Source organism: Nocardia aegles (genome assembly GCF_052545135.1).
The window spans coordinates 351,364-368,108 of the sequence record NZ_JBQWRI010000003.1; the positions used below are offsets into that span (position 1 = coordinate 351,364).

Consider the following 16,745-nt stretch of genomic DNA (forward strand, 5'->3'; position numbering starts at 1 on the left):
CCGGAGCGGATCCGACGCGGCGTTCCAGGACGACCGATCTCAATGGGCGAAGTGGCGGGCCCCGGTGAGATAGAGCGTGACGCCCGCCTCGCGGGCGACGTCGATGGTCTCCCGGTCCCGCACCGAGCCGCCGGGCTGGACGATGGCACGGACACCGGCCTGGATCAGGGTCTGCGGACCATCCGGGAACGGGAAGTAGGCGTCGGAGGCCGCCACCGAGCCCTTGGCGCGGTCCCCGGCCCGCTGGACCGCGAGGCCCACCGCATCCACGCGGTTGACCTGGCCCATACCGACACCGACCGAAGCGCCGTCGTGCGCGAGCAGAATGGCGTTGGACTTCACGGCCCGGCAAGCGCGCCAGGCGAACGCGAGGTCGGCGAGCGTCGCCGCGTCGGCGGCCGCACCCGCGGCCAGGGTCCAATGGGCCGGGTCGTCGCCCTCCGCGTCCAGCACGTCACGCTGTTGCAGCAGGACGCCGCCGCTGATCGGGCGCAGTTCGGCGCCCGCACGGGCCGGCGGCTCGGCGACGAGGATGCGCACGTTCTTCTTGCGTTGCAACACTTCCACCGCACCGTCGGCGTAGGACGGCGCGACGATCACCTCGGTGAAGATCTCGGCGACCTGCTCGGCCAGCTCCACGGTGACCTCGCGGTTGGCCGCGATCACCCCGCCGTAGGCGCTCACCGGATCGCAGGCGTGCGCCTTGCGGTGTGCCTCGGCGATGTCGGCGCCGAGCGCGATGCCGCACGGGTTGGCGTGCTTGATGATCGCCACGGCCGGGGCCTCGTGGTCGTAGGCGGCGCGCCAGGCCGCGTCGGCGTCGACGTAGTTGTTGTACGACATCTCCTTGCCGTGCAACTGCCGCGCCTGCGCCAGCCCAGGGTCGCCGTCGCCGTTGGTGTAGACGGCGGCGGACTGATGCGGGTTCTCACCGTAGCGCAGCACCGCCGACCGCTCCCAGGTGCTGCCGAGCCACTCGGGGAACCGGATCGCCGTGTCGTCGGCCGTGTCGTCCGCGCTCAGCACGTTGGTCATCCAGCTCGCGACCGCTACGTCATAACTCGCGGTGTGCCGGAAGGCCTTGGCCGCCAGGGCCGTGCGCTCGGCCAAGGTGAAGCCGCCGGATTTCACCGCGGCCAGCACGTCGTCGTAGTCGCCGCTGTCGACGACCACCGCCACCGACGGATGGTTCTTCGCCGCGGCGCGCACCATGGACGGCCCGCCGATATCGATCTGCTCCACGCACTCGTCGGGGGTCGCGCCGCTCGCCACGGTCCGGGTGAACGGGTAGAGGTTCACCACCACCAACTGAAACGCCTCGACCCCGAGCTCCACCAGCTGATCGACGTGCTCCGGCTTGCGCGAGTCCGCCAGAATGCCCGCATGCACCCGCGGGTGCAGGGTCTTGACCCGGCCGTCGAGGGTCTCCGGGAACCCGGTCAGGTCCTCGACCTTGGTCACCGGGATGCCCGCGTCCGCGATCTTGCCCGCGGTGGACCCGGTCGAGACCAGCTCGATGCCCGCCGCGTGCAGACCGGTCGCGAGCTCCACCAGACCCGTTTTGTCGTAGACGCTCACCAGCGCCCTGCTGATCGGCTTGCGTTCACTCACCGGAGAACTCGCTCATCTGGAATAACTGCCTTTCGTCCGTCGGAGACAATGCCTCGCGTCGCGACGGCGGCGACGACCTCCGCCAGCAACCGTCGCTCGACAATCTTGATGCGCTCGTGCAGGGTGGCCTCGTCGTCACCCGGCAGCACCGTCACCGCCTCCTGCGCCAGGATCGGCCCGGTGTCCACGCCCTCGTCGACCAGGTGCACGGTGCAGCCGGTGACCCGCGCTCCATAAGCGAGCGCGTCACGCACGCCGTGTGCGCCGGGGAACGCGGGCAGCAGCGCGGGGTGGGTGTTGATGATCCGGCCGCCGAACCGGTCCAGGAAGGCGGGACCGAGCAATTTCATGAAGCCCGCCGACACCACCAGATCCGGCTGGTGCGCGGCGACCGCCTCGGTGAGTTCGGCATCCCATGCGGCACGGTCCGGAAAGTCCGTCAGCGCCACCCGGAAATGCGGAACGCCCGCGGCGTCGGCGTGGGTGGTGGCCGCGCAGAGCCGGTCGACGCCGACCGCGACGACCTTCGCCGGGTAGCCGGGTTCGGCCGCGGCGTCCAGCAGGGCGTGCAGCAGCGAACCGGTGCCCGACGCCAGGACGACGACGGTGGCCGGCGTCGTCACGGGCCTCCACGAGGCATGCTGGGACCTCAGCGCTCCACTCCCTGATCGATCGGCCGGCGGACGGATGCGGCACCGCCGGGTTAGAGCCTAACGACCGTCCACTCGGTCACTGCCCGGCAGGTCCGCCTCGACCACCTCGGCGTCGACGATGTCACCCGCGGGGTGGTCGTGGTACGAGCTGCCGGTCTCGATCGCGGGCGGCTCGTCGACGAGTTCGGCGTCCAGCGGAGCCGCCAGCGCGGGCCGGTCGTAGTCGTCGTAGTAGTCGTCCTCGTAATAGTCGTCGTCCTCGTAGTAGTCGTCGTCCTCGTAGTAGTCGTCGTCCTCGTAGTAGTGGTCGTCCGCCTCGTCGTCGTCCTCGTCGCGGTAATCGTCGTACGGATCGGTGTAGTCGGCCGGTGGGACGCCGACCGGTACCAGGAACCAGCGAGCGAACACCAGGCCCGCGTAGCCCGGAATCGCCAGCCAGGCAAACGTGACGAGAGCGAAGATCGGCGGGTGCAGGCCGACCCGGCCCACCGCACCGAGTTCGCCGCCCGCGACCGCGCTCGCCACGGTCAGCGCGAGCGCGGCGAGCGCGTCGGAGACGAGCGTGGCCCACGGTGCGCCGATCCGGTCGGTGGAGGTGCGCGCGATGTCCAGCCCGCCGAGCACCCCTACCGCGGCGGGGATCAGCAGCAGCACCGGCCACCATCCCGCCGCCGGACCGGTCGGCACCGCGGCGAGCAGCGGAAACGCCGGGATCGGACCGCCGACGACCGAGAACAGTCCGAAGGAGGCAGCGCCGATCTGGGCGCTGGAGCCGACCAGCACACCGACGGTGTAGACCACCAAGTTGGGCAGATACGCCAGCGACAGCAGCGTCAGGCCGAGGACGCCCGCGGCATTACCCGCCGATTGATACATGTCACCGAGCCGCGAAACGTGCGCGAGCAACGAGACCACCACCACGGCGGTCGCGCCACCCAGCAGGCGTAGCACGGATCGGCCCGCGCCGTACAGGCCGGAGACCGCCCAATCGGGCAGGCGCAGCAGCACGAACAACTCGCGCCGGAGACGGACGGCGATGCCGATGGCGGCGGCCGACAGATACAACGCGACGACCCACGCGAACGCGGCGAGGGTGTTCGGCGGTTGCAGCGCGATGACACCGGAAGCGTCTTCGGTGACCGCGAGGCAGACGGAAGTGACCAGCAGCGGACCGCCCACCGCGGCCCCGGCGACCCACCCGAGATCCGCTCGGGTGCACGGTGGTTCCACGGCGCGCGCGCATTCTCGTGCGGCCGACCAGACCAACAGGGCGGTCGGTAACACCGGAAGCACTCCGAGCGAGGTCTTGCCGATCACCAGTGGAACCTGATGCACGCCCAGCCACGAGGCGGCGATCGCGCCGGACACGCCGTCCAGGTCGCTGCCCGCCGCCAGGAGCGTGGCGAGCACGAGGACGACCAAGGTGGTCAGCCCGAAGGCCGAAGGGCGGACGGCGACGGCGATGAGCACCCTGGACCGCTCCGGGGTGAGGGACAGAAACCCGGCTTCGTCCGCGTCGGGGTGCGGCTGCGACGAGCGCGGCCCGCCGATCCGGCGGGCCGAGGAGTTTCTGGAGGAGCTCATGACACTTCAGCGTGGCATCCTCCTCGGCGCGAACGGGTCAGGCGCGCCGCAGGCACGCGATCGCCGCGCCGGGGAGGATGCCGCTGAGTTCCCTACTTGTTCTTGTCGTCCGACGGACGGAATGCCTGGGTGGCGTCCGCGGAGGGGTCGCCGCTCTGCTCGCCGCCGAACGGACCGCTCTGCTGGCCCTGCTGGGCCTGCTGCTGGCCGTAGCCGGATGAACCGTAGGGCGACTGCTGACCGGACTGCTGCTGGCCGCCGAAGTGCTGGGTCACGCTCTCGTCGGGGCGCGGCTGCGCGCCGTACGGCGAACCCGGCTGCTGCGGCGCGCCGTAGGCCGTGGTCGGCTGACTCTGCCCGTAGGGCGACGGCGGCTGGCCGTACGCCTGGCCCTGCTGGCTCTGTCCGTACCCCGGCTGGCTCTGCCCGTAGGGCGACGGCTGCCCTTGCTGGGACGGGAACTGCGGCGGCGCGGGCTGCGCGCCGTACCCGGCCTGCCCGTAGGGGCTCGCGCCGTAGCCGGGCTGCTGCCCCGGCTGCCCGTACGGCTGCCCCTGCCCGAACGGCTGCTGCTGGCCGTAGCCGCCCTGGCCGAACCCGCTCGGCGCGGCCGCCGGGCGCGGCGCGGGCGCCTTCAGGATGCCCACCTCGAACAGCGTCGCGGCGATCGCCGCCGCGGCCTGCACGAAGGCCAGCACGAGCAGGACGAACGCACCCACCTTCAGCTCGCTGCCCGCACCGAAGTTGAACGACTGGAACAGCAGCGCGAGGAAGCCTGCGGTCGACGCCGCCGCGGCCGCACCGGTCCAGTTCTGCTTCGGCAGCAGCGACAGCCCGGCGAGCAGGCCGCCGAGCAGCAGCAGACCGAGCAGCGGCGAGCCGGAGGCCACCTCGAAGAGGTTGCGCGTCTGCGCTCCGCTCACCCTGGTGCCGCCGAAATCGATCGGCTTGCTTCCGAGGAACGGCAGGAAGCCGAGTAGGAAGTTGATCACGCCGAGCGCCGCTACGCCGACCACCAGGAAGAACGGCAGACCTTTGGCATCGGAACCGGTAGCGCTCGAACCTGAAGTGGCGCCACCCGCGGCCGGGCTCTGGCTGGATGGCGCTGAGGGTGAGGGTGCGTTGTACCCAGAGCCCCCGGTCGGGTAGGACATGTCGTCGTCTCCTCAATCGAGTCGTACATGGTCTTCACGGCTGGATTACTTCTGACGCTACTGCACTCCTTCGCCCCGGTCATCCTGCCGCGACGGCCGGAACGAGCGGATCAGCCGATATTTCGGCAGGTCGCGGCACTGTCCGGTACGGAGCGTGCAGCGAGACCACCCAGCGCTCACGGAAACTGTCGCCCGCGATGGCGATTTTCACACCACTTTCACACCACCCGGATTCTCGACAACGGGAACTCCCGGTGACGAGTCGATGAACCATCCACCCGGCTGCCTCGTGATGGATAGCGAGGGAGAACCACGAGTGGCCGGTCCGGACGCTCGGCTTCTGCCCAAGCCTGAGCCCACCGCCACATATGACGAAGGCCGCCCCCCGAATTCGGAGGCGGCCTTCGTGCACGGCGGGAGATCAGGCGCTGATGCTGGCCTTCTCCAGGATCTCGCGAGCCAGCGCGGCGGTCTCGGACGGCGTCTTACCGACCTTCACACCCGCGGCCTCCAGCGCGTCCTTCTTCGCCTGGGCGGTGCCCGACGAGCCGGACACGATGGCGCCCGCGTGGCCCATCGTCTTGCCCTCGGGGGCGGTGAAGCCCGCCACGTAGCCGACGACCGGCTTGGTGACGTTGGCCTTGATGTAGGCCGCGGCCCGCTCCTCGGCGTCGCCGCCGATCTCGCCGATCATCACGATCAGCTTGGTCTCCGGGTCCTTCTCGAACGCCTCGATCGCGTCGATGTGGGTGGTGCCGATGACCGGGTCGCCGCCGATGCCGATCGAGGTCGAGAAGCCGAAGTCACGCAGCTCGTACATCATCTGGTAGGTCAGCGTGCCCGACTTGGACACCAGGCCGATCGGGCCCTTGCCGGTGATGTTGGCCGGGGTGATGCCGACCAGCGACTCGCCCGGGGTGATGATGCCGGGGCAGTTCGGGCCGATGATCCGGGTCTTGTTGCCCTTCTCCAGGTTGTAGGCCCACGCGTAGGCGGTGTCCTGCACCGGGATGCCCTCGGTGATGACCACCAGCAGCGGGATCTCCGCGTCGATGGCCTCGATGACGGCGTCCTTGGCGAACTTCGGCGGCACGAACGCGATGGACACGTCGGCGCCGGTCTCCTTGATGGCCTCGGCGACGGTACCGAACACCGGCAGCTCGATCGCGTTGCCGTCGGCGTCGGTGTGCGCGACGGTGGTGCCCGCCTTGCGCGCGTTCACACCGCCCACGATCTGGGTGCCGGCCTTCAGCATCAGCGCGGTGTGCTTGGTGCCCTCGCCGCCGGTGATGCCCTGGACGATGACCTTGGAGTCCTTGTTCAGGAAGATAGACATTTCTTTTCGTCCTTACTCGGCCGTCGTTATCGGGCGGCTGCCAGTTCGGCGGCCTTGTCGGCGCCTTCGTCCATTGTCTGCGCCAGCGTCACCAGCGGGTGGTTGGCGTCGGCCAGAATCTTGCGACCCTCGTCGACGCGGTTGCCGTCCAAGCGGACGACCAGCGGCTTGTTGGCCTCGTCGCCGAGGATCTCCAGCGCCTTCACGATGCCGTTGGCGACCGCGTCACACGCGGTGATGCCGCCGAACACGTTGACGAACACGCTCTTGACCTGGCTGTCGTTCAGGATGACGTCCAGACCCGCGGCCATCACCTCGGCCGAGGCGCCGCCGCCGATGTCCAGGAAGTTGGCCGGCTTCACGCCGCCGTGGCCCTCACCCGCGTAGGCGACGACGTCCAGGGTGGACATGACCAGGCCCGCGCCGTTGCCGATGATGCCGACCTCACCGTCGAGCTTGACGTAGTTGAGGTCGTTCTCCTTGGCCTTGAGCTCGAGCGGGTCGGTCGCGTCCTTGTCCGCGAACGCCTCGTGCTCCGGGTGCCGGAATCCGGCGTTCTCGTCGAGGGTGACCTTGCCGTCCAGCGCGAGGATCTCGTCCTGCGGGGTGCGCACCAGCGGGTTGACCTCGACCAGGGTGGCGTCTTCCGCGACGAAGACCTCCCACAGCTTCTGGATGGTCACGGCCGCGGCGTCCAGCACGTCGGCGGGCAGGTGGCCCTGCTCGGCGATCGAGCGCGCGAACGCCAGGTCCACGCCCTTGACCGCGTCGACCGGGACCTTCGCCAGCCGCTCCGGCTTGGTCGCGGCGACCTCTTCGATCTCCATGCCGCCCTCGACGGAGCACATGGCCAGGTAGGTCCGGTTGGCCCGGTCCAGCAGGAAGGAGATGTAGTACTCCTCCGCGATGTCCTTGGCCTCGGCCACCAGGATCTTCTTGGTGATGTGGCCCTTGATGTCCAGCCCGATGATGTTCTGCGCGTGCGTGAGCGCGTCGTCCGGGGTCGCGGCGTACTTGACGCCACCGGCCTTGCCGCGGCCACCGGCCTTCACCTGAGCCTTGATCATCACCGGCTTGCCGATTTCCGCCGCGATGGCGCGGGCGTCCTCGGCCGTGTCCGTGACGCGGCCCTCGGACGAAGGCACTCCGTGCTTAACGAAGAGCTCCTTCGCCTGATATTCGAAGAGATCCATGTACTCACCGTCTCGTCTGCGTTGTGATGACAACGTCTTTGTTGGCGGCCCGACGTCGGAAGCGGGTCGGGTCGGACTCTAACCAGTCACATGGAGGGCCAATCGGCCACGTTCATCCTAAGTGGCGCAGGTCACGGACCGACCTTCGGATCGGCAAAACCGCTGGCCAACGCTACTGGCGAGTAGATTCCTGGGACCGCAGGTAGAGCACCGAACCCGAGAGCGCGCGGTCGATCTACTACAAAATGTCGTCGATCGACCTCTCCAGTGTGCCCGTAACGCGGCGAGACATTCCGAGAGCTAGGCGTGATGAATCTCACATGTTTGTGGCGGACCCCGCGCACCGCTTGTCGCGGCTCAATCGTTTCGTTACCGTCATTGCGGTCGATGTCACAACACGGTCACGACCAAGGAGGACGGCAAGCTTTGACGCAGCACAGCGCTCGGCAGACGGAGAGCCGCTCCACATTCGACCGATCGACGCCGCTGGTCGAGCGGCTTCCGAATCCCACCAGCTTCACGATGTGGCACCGCCGATGAACCACAGTTCCACCTTCGCCCCCTCTGATCGCTCGCGGACGGGACATCGTTACCGCCCCGACGACGAGCCCTTCGCCTCGGCGAGCTACGCCGGGCCCTCGTTCGACCAGCACCACGCCGGGTACGAGGTAGCTCCACAGGCCGAGTACGGCTTCCAGCCCGCCGGTGGCGGATACGGCTTCGAGACCGAGCCGCCCGTCCACGACGGGGGCTACCACCAGCCGAACTACGACCAGCCGAACTACGAGAACAACGCGGCCTCCGGCAACTCCTGGGCAACGAACAACGCGTGGGCGCAAGAGAATTGGGCCCCGCAGGAGACCTGGTCCGACGGTGGCGCCTGGAACTCCGGCGACGCGTGGGCCGAAGAGGAGTCCTGGGTCCCCGACGAGCGGGCGTGGGTGTCCGACACCGGCTGCTGGGCTCCCGAGGAGTCCTGGGCCACCGAGACCGCCGAGCCCGAAGTCGACGAGGAGCCGGGCACACCCGCCCTCCCGACCGTCATCCCGGGCCGCCGCGCCACGAACAAGCGCGGTGGCGCACACCGGGTGGCCGCGCCGCCCGCCGCGCTCAAGGGGCGCGCCGCGGTCGCGGCCGTCGCCGCGGGCGCGGTGGTAGCGGCCGGACAGGCCGCGTTCGCCTCGCCCGACCAGCCGTCGCAGTCGGTCGACTACGAAGCCGCCGGACAGATCCACGAGATCGCCGCGCAGTCGATGAACGTGGCCGACCCGACGGCGTCGCCGGACTCGCCGCAGGTACTGAACGTCTCGGCGCCGGCCAACCTCGATCAGTTCAACGACATCCTGAACAAGGGCCAGAAGTACGCCGAGGACCTCGCCGCCCAGGAGGCCTCGAAGCTTCGCCCGCTCTTCACCAAGTTCGCCGCGGGTACCTTCACCTCCGGCTTCGGCGCCCGCTGGGGCGTGCAGCACCTCGGCATCGATATCGCGGGCCCGATCGGCACCCCGATCTACGCCGTCGCCGACGCCACCGTGATCGAAGCCGGTCCGGCGTCGGGCTTCGGCATGTGGGTCCGCCTGCTGCACGACGACGGCACCATCACCATCTACGGCCACATCGACACCGCCACGGTGTCGGCGGGCCAGCGCGTGCTTGCGGGCGACCAGATCGCCACGATCGGCAACCGCGGGTTCTCCACCGGCCCGCACTGCCACTTCGAGGTCTGGTTGAACGGCACCGACAAGGTCGATCCGCTGCCCTGGCTGGCCACCCGCGGTATCAGCCTCGGCCCGCAGCGCGACTGAAACGGCGCGCCGTGCCGCGTGCCCGGCAACGGACTGCGGTAACGAACGCAGGCACCCCGCCAGTTCGGCCGTGCCGCCGCCCTTGACTTCGTCGGCCTAGGGCGCGGCCACGATCGCCAGGCCGATCAACGCCACGACCTTGGCGACCTCCAAGCCGATGTACCAGTAGTGCGCGTGGGAGCGCGGCAGATCCTCGCCCGCCAGAACGCGATCGGACCGGCGGGACAGCGGCGGGCGCACCACCGCGATCTGAACGGCCAGCACTACCGCGGCGATGCCCAACCACACCCAGACCGCCGTGCCGGGGCCGACGATCACGGCCGCGAGCACCAGCAGCACCGCGAGCACGGCCTCGACGATGTTCAGCGCGCGGAACACCAAGCGGCCGATGCCGAGGCCGAGCGGCAGGGTGACCCCGGGGGCGCGGAACTTCAGCGGCGCTTCCAGGAACGAGATGGCCAGCACCATGCCGAGCCAGAGCATGGGCAGGAACCACAGGAGATGCTGGGCGATCGTATCCACGCCGCGGACCCTACCGACGCGACGCCGACGAGGGCAGGGCCGAAAGGCCCGCGCGGCTCATAGCTTGACCAGCGTCCGGCTGTACTGCGGGATCAACCGGATCTTGCCCGCGGTGCCGAAGTCGATGGTCACCGTGGCCAGCGGCCCGAAGCCCTCGGCGGCGATCACGCGACCGAGACCGTACTTGTCGTCGCTGACCCGATCGCCCACCGCTAGAACCAGATTCGTGTTGTTGCGGGTCGCGCCGCCGGGGGCGGGCCTGCGCGGCCCGCGATCACGCAAACCGGGCCTCGGCTCCGACCATCCGTCGCCGCGCGTCCAATCCCGCTCCAACCCCTCGTCGTCCCCGCCGCGCCGCCGCAGGCCCCTCGTTCCGGGTGAACCGGCGGGCGCGAGCCGGCGCCAGTCGATGAGGTGGCCCGGAATCTCCTGGAGGAAGCGCGATTCGGGGTTCGACATCGGCTGGCCCCAGCCGGAACGCACCACCGCGCGCGTCAGATACAGGCGCCGCCGAGCCCTGGTGATGCCGACATAGGCGAGGCGGCGTTCCTCGGCCAGTTCGGTGGGATCGCCCAGCGCCCGCATGTGCGGGAACTGCCCGTCCTCCCAGCCCGTCACGAACACCACCGGGAATTCCAGTCCCTTGGCGGTGTGCAAGGTCATCATCGTGACCACGCCGGAGCCCTCGTCCGGAATCTGGTCGGTATCGGCCACCAGCGACACCCGCTCCAGGAACGCGGCGAGCGAACCGGGATCCGGCTCGCCTTCGCCCACCTCGGGCAACAGCCCCTCCTGCCGGGCCGCCTCCGCGTTGTTGCGCGCCTCGGAGCTGAACTCCCGCGCCACGCTGACCAACTCGTTGAGGTTGTCCAGCCGGGCGCCGTCCTGCGGATCGTCGGAGGCCTCCAGTTCGGCGCGATAACCGGTGCGCTCGAGCACCGCGTCGACGACGTTGCCGACGTCGGGGAACTCGGACTCGGCTTGTTCGCCCGCGGCCCGGATGTCGTCGAGCAACTCCAGGAACCCCGCGATGGCGCGCTGCGAGCGCGTGTTCAGCAGCGCCACCTTGCCTTCGGCGGCGTCGCGCAGGGCGGCGGCGAAACCGATGCCGCGCTGTTCGGCATGGACCGCCACGCAGGCTTCGGCCCGGTCGCCGATGCCGCGCCGAGGCGTGTTCAGGATGCGGCGCATGCTCACCGCGTCCTCCGGGTTCTCCAGCACTCGCAGGTAGGCGACCACGTCGCGCACTTCTTTGCGCTCGTAGAAGCGGACGCCGCCGACCACCTTGTAGGGCAGGCCCATCCGGATGAAGATCTCTTCCAGCGCGCGAGAGTTGTTGTTGGTGCGGTAGAACACCGCGACGTCGCCGTAGTTGGCCTCGCCCTGGTCGACCAGCCGGTCGATCTCGCGGGCGACGAACGACGCCTCGTCGTGCTCGTTGTCGGCGACGTAACCGGTGATCAGCTCACCCTCGCCGGAATCGGTCCACAGCTTCTTCTCGCGCCGGTTCTCGTTGCGTGAGATCACCGCGTTGGCGGCGGAGAGGATGTGCTGGGTGGAGCGGTAATTCTGTTCCAGCAGAATGGTTTCGGCGTCGGGGAAATCGCGCTCGAACTCCTCGATATTGCGGATCGTCGCGCCGCGGAAGGCGTAGATCGATTGGTCCGCGTCACCCACCACACACAGTTCGCTCGGCGGCACCCGGTCCTCGGCGGCGTCTTCGGCGTCTTCGGCGTCTTCTACGTGGTGGCCGACCAGCTCGCGGACCAAGACGTACTGCGCGTGGTTGGTGTCCTGGTACTCGTCCACCAGCACGTGCCGGAACCGGCGGCGGTAGTACTCGGCGACCTGCGGATGGTTCTGCAGCAGCGCCACCGTCTCGCCGATCAGGTCGTCGAAGTCCAGCGCGTTCGCCGAGCGCAGCCTGCGCTGATACTCGGTGTAGACCCGCGCCACCAGGCCGGGCAGCTCCGTGTCGTCCGATTCCGCGTCGGCGGTGGCCCGGGCCGGGTCGACGAGTTCGTTCTTCAGATTCGAGATCGCCGTCGCGAGCAGCCGTGCCGAGTACTTCTTGGCGTCGATGTCCAGGTCACGGCTGATCATGGTGAGCAGACGCCGCGAATCGTCCGCGTCGTAGATGGAGAAGTTCGAGTTCAGCCCGGGCAGCAGCGCCGCTTGGGTGCGCAGGATGCGGACGCAACTGGAATGGAACGTCGACACCCACATGGTGGTCGCCCGCGGGCCGACCAGCCCCGTGACCCGCTCTCGCATCTCCGCGGCGGCTTTGTTGGTGAACGTGATGGCCAGCACCTGCCCCGGCGTGTCGCCGCGGGCGGCCAGCAGGTAGGCGATGCGGCGGGTGAGCACGGCCGTCTTGCCCGAGCCCGCGCCCGCCACGATGAGCAGCGGGGATCCGGTGTGCACCACCGCCGCGCGCTGCTGTGGATTCAGGCCGTCGAGCAGGCGCTCGGCCTCCTCGGCGCGCCGCTGTTCCCGCTCGACACGCTGCCGTTCGCGCTCGGCGTCGGTGGGTGGCGCCTCCGGAATGGCGGCAGGCTGCGCCCCCTCCGCCGCGTTACCGCCGGCGAACTGCGGTTTCGATGTCGGATCCGGGTGCACGACCCGACCGGCCTGCGTCTTGGGAGCCACCGTGATGTCCATCGTTCATCCACGCTACCGGCGGTCACCGACAGAGATGAACCCCCGGGTGTCATCGGTATCGGTTCGGCGCCGGTCGACCGAACGGTGGGTGAACTCCCCGTGGTGGGAAGGATGCGTGAAACGACCAGCGCTTCTGGCGCGATTGCCAAACGTATCCGTTTTGCATACCCCTCAGCCCGTGGCACACTGGCGACATGCTCAGCGTTTTCGCAAGACATCCCATTCGGCTGCCGGCCGAACGCCGGGATCGCGGAGCCGGTAGCTGAGCGCACCTTTTGGGGGGAAGAATACAAGGCCCCACCAGATCTGTTTCACGGTGAAAGAACTGATCGGTAACGAGCTGTCAGCACGCGCCGATCGACGTTCTGACACGAGGAGATGAATGATGAGCACCCCTGCCACGACGACCGGGTCCGAATCCGCGCTGCCGCAGACCGAGGCCGAGATCGACAAACTCCGCAAGGAGATCGACCGGCTCGACGCGGAGATCCTCACCGCGATCAAGCGCCGGACGGAGATTTCCCGGATCATCGGCCGGACGCGCATGGCGTCGGGCGGGCCGCGTCTGGTGCACAGCCGCGAGATGAAGGTGCTGGAGCGCTTCAGCGAGCTCGGCCAGGAGGGCCACACCCTCGCCATGCTGCTGCTTCGCCTCGGCCGCGGTCGTCTCGGCCACTGATCTGACAACCACGCGGCGCGCTGTCGAGACCGCCGCTTGCACACGACCGCCCCGGGTGTGTACACCTCGGGGCGGTCGTTTCATGTCCGAGCTCTGGAAAGTCGCGTCACCGACATCGAGTCCAGCTACGCGGAGATCGACGCGGCCATCGAGGACCGCGTGACGACTACGCCACCCGGTCGGAGTGCATCAGGTGAGAGCGATGTACTTGGTGGAGAGGTACTCCTCGATACCCTCCGTACCGCCCTCCCGGCCGAAACCGGATTCCTTGATGCCGCCGAAGGGAGCCGCCGGGTCGGAGATGACACCCCGGTTGACGCCCACCATGCCGGATTCCAGGCCCTCCGCGATCCGTAGCGCGCGCTCGAGGTCGCGGGTATAGACGTAGCTGACCAGACCGAATTCGGTGTTGTTGGCGGCGGCGAGCCCCTCGGCCTCGGTATCGAAGCCGACGATCGGCGCGACCGGGCCGAAGACCTCCTCGCGCAAGATCCTGGCTTGCGGCGGGACGTCGCGCAGGACGGTGGCCGGGTAGAACCAGCCCGGCCCGCCGGGCGCCTTGCCGCCGATCAACACCTGCGCGCCCACCGCGACGGCGTCGTCCACCAATTCGCTGACCGTGCGCAGCTGCTCCTCGTTGATCAGCGGGCCCAGCGTCGTATCCGGGTCGGTGCCCGGCCCGAGCCGCACGCTGCTCGACATCGCCTCGACCAGCTTGGTGGTGAACTCGTCGAGCACGCTGTTGTGCACGTGGAAGCGGTTGGCGGCGGTGCACGCCTCGCCGCCGTTGCGCAATTTCGCCAGCATCGCGCCCTGCACCGCGGCATCGACGTCGGCGTCGGCGAACACCACGAACGGCGCGTTCCCGCCGAGCTCCATCGAGGTGCGCAGCAGCCGGTTCGCGGACTTCTCCACCAGCTTCTTGCCCACCTCGGTGGAGCCGGTGAAGGTGAGCTTGCGCAGCCGGGGGTCGTCGAGCAGCGGTTGGGTCACGGCGCCGGAGTGGCTGGAGGTGAGCACCGACAGGACGCCGTCCGGCAGCCCGGCCTCGCTGCACAGCTTGCCCAGCAGAAGCATGGTCAGCGGCGTCGCCGAGGCGGGCTTGACGATCATCGTGCAGCCCGCGGCCAGCGCGGGGCCGATCTTGCGCGTGCCCATGGCGAGCGGAAAGTTCCACGGCGTGATCGCCAGGCAGGGGCCGACCGGTTGCTTGTGCACCATGATCCGGCCGGTGCCCGAAGGCGCGTGCAGGTAGCGCCCGTGCACCCGGGCGGCCTCCTCGCTGAACCAGCGGAAGAACTCGGCGCCGTAGCGCACCTCGTTGCGGCTCTCCGGCAGCGCCTTGCCCATTTCCAGGGTCATCAGCAGGGCGAACTCTTCCGCGCGCGCGGTGATCTGCTCGAACACCGCCCGCAGGATCTCCCCGCGCTCTCGGGCGGGCGTGGCCGCCCACTCGTCCTGCACCGCGACGGCGGCGTCGAGCGCGCGCTGCGCGTCCTCCGGCGTCGCGTCCGCGACGTTCGCCAACACCTCCCCGGTCGCCGGGTTGTGCACCGGGAAGGTGCCTGCACCGGTGGCGTCGACAGCCCGCCCGCCGATCCACAACTGCTTCGGTACGGATTCGAGAAGTTCACGTTCGGACACCATGCGGCCAGCCTAGGCCGCGAGACCGCATCCCGGAACGGACGCGGGCACACCGGAATCGCCTCGCGTGCACCCGCCCGGGATCACGTATCGTCCGGACCTCCCGTCGTGTGCACGGTGGTGGCAAGTCCGGTATGCCAACGGGTGTTCAACCGTCGACGCCGCGGCCGATTCGGCCGACTCTCCGCGCCCGCAGCCGTGCGCGCGGCGGTGCCTGCTTGTACTCTCGGCGAACGTGAGCAGCGACATCACCGCGACGGCGGCCTGGCGGAAACTGCACGATCACCACGGCACCGTCGCGGGGCGACACCTCAGGGAGTTCTTCGCCGACGACCCGGCCCGGGGCAGCGAGCTGACCGTCCAGGTGGCGGACCTGCACATCGACTACAGCAAGCACCGCGTGAACCGGGAAACCTTGCATCTGCTGGTGGAATTGGCGCGCGAGGCGGGCGTGCCGCAGCGCCGCGACGCGATGTTCCGCGGCGAGCACATCAACACCTCCGAGGACCGCGCGGTCGGCCACGTCGCGCTGCGGTTGCCCGACGGCGCGAGCGTGGTCATCGACGGCGCGAGCATGGTTGTCGACAGCGTCGACGCGGGCACCGAGGTGCACGAGGTGTTGCGGCGAATGGGCGAGTTCACCGACGCGCTGCGCTCCGGCGCGTGGCGCGGGGCGACCGGTGAGCGCATCACGACGGTGGTCAATATCGGCATCGGCGGATCGGATCTGGGGCCGGTCATGGTGCATCAAGCGCTGCGGCACTACGAGGACGCGGGCATCGGCGCCAGGTTCGTCTCCAACGTCGATCCCGCCGACCTGGTCGCGAAGCTGGACGGGCTCGACCCGGCCACCACGCTGTTCATCGTCGCGTCCAAGACGTTCTCCACCCTAGAGACGCTCACCAACGCGACCGCGGCCCGGCGCTGGCTGGTCGCCGCGCTCGGCGAGGACGCCGTGGCCAGGCACTTCGTCGCGGTGTCCACCAATGCCGAGCGGGTCGCGAGATTCGGGATCGACACCGAGAACATGTTCGGTTTCTGGGACTGGGTCGGCGGCCGCTACTCGGTGGCGTCCGCGATCGGCCTGTCGGTGATGGCGACCATCGGCAAGGAGCGCTTCGGGCAGTTCCTCGCCGGTATGCACGCGGTGGACCGGCACTTCGCCGAAGCGCCGCTAGAGGCGAACGCTCCGGTGTTGCTCGGCTTGCTCGGCGTCTGGTACTCGAACTTCTTCGGTGCCGAATCACATGCCGTGCTGCCGTATTCGAACGACCTGGCCCGCTTCCCCGCCTACCTGCAGCAGCTGACCATGGAGTCCAACGGGAAGTCGGTCCGCGCCGACGGCACTCCGGTCACCACCTCCACCGGCGAGATCTTCTGGGGCGAACCCGGCACCAACGGTCAGCACGCCTTCTACCAATTGCTGCACCAGGGCACCCGCCTCATCCCGGCGGATTTCATCGGATTCGCGCAGCCCACCGATGATCTGGCGACCAGCGACGGCACCGGCAGCATGCACGACATCCTGATGAGCAACCTGTTCGCGCAGACCAAAGTGCTCGCCTTCGGCAAGACTGCCGAGGAGATCGCGGCCGAAGGCACCGATCCGGCGATCGTGCCGCACAAGGTGATGCCGGGCAACCGCCCGTCCACCACCATCCTCGCGCCGCGGCTCACGCCGTCGGTCGTCGGGCAGCTGATCGCGCTGTACGAGCACCAGGTTTTCGTGGAGGGCACCATCTGGGGCATCGACAGTTTCGACCAGTGGGGCGTCGAGCTGGGCAAACAGCAGGCGCTGGCCTTGGCGCCGCTGCTCACGTCGGCGGAAGAGCCCGAGCCGCAGGGTGATTCGTCGACCGACTCGCTGATTCGCTGGTACCGCGCCCACCGCTGATCCCGTCCG

Annotated in this window: 12 protein-coding genes; 3 read left to right on the forward strand and 9 right to left on the reverse strand. The window is 69.1% G+C overall.

Annotated elements, in window-relative coordinates; translation table 11 throughout:
- Positions 1-39: 39 nt before the first annotated feature.
- The 6 genes from purH to sucC all read right to left on the reverse strand — a co-directional run bounded on the left by purH (position 40) and on the right by sucC (position 7,531).
- Entirely contained in the window at positions 40-1,611 is a 1,572-nt protein-coding gene (gene purH / locus ACT89H_RS11675; protein ID WP_445108573.1) for a bifunctional phosphoribosylaminoimidazolecarboxamide formyltransferase/IMP cyclohydrolase, read from the reverse strand.
- Positions 1,608-2,300: a phosphoribosylglycinamide formyltransferase gene (gene purN / locus ACT89H_RS11680; protein WP_445108898.1), complete on the reverse strand. Its 693-nt coding sequence runs from the start codon at positions 2,298-2,300 to the stop codon at positions 1,608-1,610. Before purN ends, purH begins: the two co-directional genes overlap by 4 nt.
- A 21-nt stretch (positions 2,301-2,321) precedes the next feature.
- Positions 2,322-3,848, reverse strand: coding sequence for a cell division protein PerM (locus ACT89H_RS11685; RefSeq protein ID WP_445108574.1), 1,527 nt, complete (start codon positions 3,846-3,848; stop codon positions 2,322-2,324).
- A gap of 92 nt (positions 3,849-3,940) precedes the next feature.
- Positions 3,941-5,002: a DUF5336 domain-containing protein gene (locus tag ACT89H_RS11690; RefSeq protein WP_445108575.1), complete on the reverse strand. Its 1,062-nt coding sequence runs from the start codon at positions 5,000-5,002 to the stop codon at positions 3,941-3,943.
- A 421-nt stretch (positions 5,003-5,423) separates the two neighbouring features.
- Positions 5,424-6,338 carry a succinate--CoA ligase subunit alpha gene (gene sucD, locus ACT89H_RS11695; RefSeq protein WP_445108576.1) on the reverse strand — a complete coding sequence of 305 codons (915 nt, stop codon included), beginning with the start codon at positions 6,336-6,338 and terminating at the stop codon, positions 5,424-5,426.
- Positions 6,339-6,364: 26 nt separating this feature from the next.
- Positions 6,365-7,531, reverse strand: coding sequence for an ADP-forming succinate--CoA ligase subunit beta (gene sucC / locus ACT89H_RS11700; protein ID WP_067795466.1), 1,167 nt, complete (start codon positions 7,529-7,531; stop codon positions 6,365-6,367).
- Between the two features lie 536 nt (positions 7,532-8,067).
- On the opposite strand from sucC, the gene ACT89H_RS11705 reads away from it, so the two are divergent.
- A complete protein-coding gene (locus ACT89H_RS11705) occupies positions 8,068-9,336 on the forward strand; it encodes a M23 family metallopeptidase (protein WP_445108577.1) in 1,269 nt (422 codons plus the stop codon).
- Positions 9,337-9,432: 96 nt separating this feature from the next.
- On the opposite strand, the gene ACT89H_RS11710 is transcribed toward ACT89H_RS11705, so the two are convergent.
- Positions 9,433-9,858 (reverse strand): hypothetical protein, encoded by a 426-nt coding sequence (locus ACT89H_RS11710; protein ID WP_445108578.1) that lies wholly within the window; start codon positions 9,856-9,858, stop codon positions 9,433-9,435.
- Between the two features lie 57 nt (positions 9,859-9,915).
- On the reverse strand, positions 9,916-12,519 hold the full coding sequence (pcrA, locus tag ACT89H_RS11715) for a DNA helicase PcrA (RefSeq protein ID WP_445108579.1): 2,604 nt from the start codon (positions 12,517-12,519) through the stop codon (positions 9,916-9,918).
- Positions 12,520-12,904: 385 nt separating this feature from the next.
- On the opposite strand from pcrA, the gene ACT89H_RS11720 reads away from it, so the two are divergent.
- Positions 12,905-13,198: a chorismate mutase gene (locus ACT89H_RS11720; RefSeq protein ID WP_445108580.1), complete on the forward strand. Its 294-nt coding sequence runs from the start codon at positions 12,905-12,907 to the stop codon at positions 13,196-13,198.
- 189 nt (positions 13,199-13,387) lie between these two features.
- Here the strand turns inward: ACT89H_RS11720 and ACT89H_RS11725 are convergent, their stop codons facing one another.
- Positions 13,388-14,845 carry an NAD-dependent succinate-semialdehyde dehydrogenase gene (locus tag ACT89H_RS11725; protein WP_445108581.1) on the reverse strand — a complete coding sequence of 486 codons (1,458 nt, stop codon included), beginning with the start codon at positions 14,843-14,845 and terminating at the stop codon, positions 13,388-13,390.
- A 232-nt stretch (positions 14,846-15,077) separates the two neighbouring features.
- Between ACT89H_RS11725 and pgi the strand changes: the two genes are divergently transcribed.
- Positions 15,078-16,736: a glucose-6-phosphate isomerase gene (pgi, locus tag ACT89H_RS11730; RefSeq protein ID WP_445108582.1), complete on the forward strand. Its 1,659-nt coding sequence runs from the start codon at positions 15,078-15,080 to the stop codon at positions 16,734-16,736.
- Positions 16,737-16,745: the final 9 nt, after the last annotated feature.

Bases quoted from the DNA above. Each gene is read 5' to 3' on its own strand.
- ACT89H_RS11685 (WP_445108574.1), bottom strand. From the start codon at position 3,848: ATGAGCTCCTCCAGAAACTCCTCGGCCCGCCGGATCGGCGGGCCGCGC.
- ACT89H_RS11690 (WP_445108575.1), bottom strand. From the start codon at position 5,002: ATGTCCTACCCGACCGGGGGCTCTGGGTACAACGCACCCTCACCCTCA.
- sucD (WP_445108576.1), bottom strand. From the start codon at position 6,338: ATGTCTATCTTCCTGAACAAGGACTCCAAGGTCATCGTCCAGGGCATC.
- sucC (WP_067795466.1), bottom strand. From the start codon at position 7,531: ATGGATCTCTTCGAATATCAGGCGAAGGAGCTCTTCGTTAAGCACGGA.
- ACT89H_RS11705 (WP_445108577.1), top strand. From the start codon at position 8,068: ATGAACCACAGTTCCACCTTCGCCCCCTCTGATCGCTCGCGGACGGGA.
- pcrA (WP_445108579.1), bottom strand. From the start codon at position 12,519: ATGGACATCACGGTGGCTCCCAAGACGCAGGCCGGTCGGGTCGTGCAC.
- ACT89H_RS11720 (WP_445108580.1), top strand. From the start codon at position 12,905: ATGAGCACCCCTGCCACGACGACCGGGTCCGAATCCGCGCTGCCGCAG.
- ACT89H_RS11725 (WP_445108581.1), bottom strand. From the start codon at position 14,845: ATGGTGTCCGAACGTGAACTTCTCGAATCCGTACCGAAGCAGTTGTGG.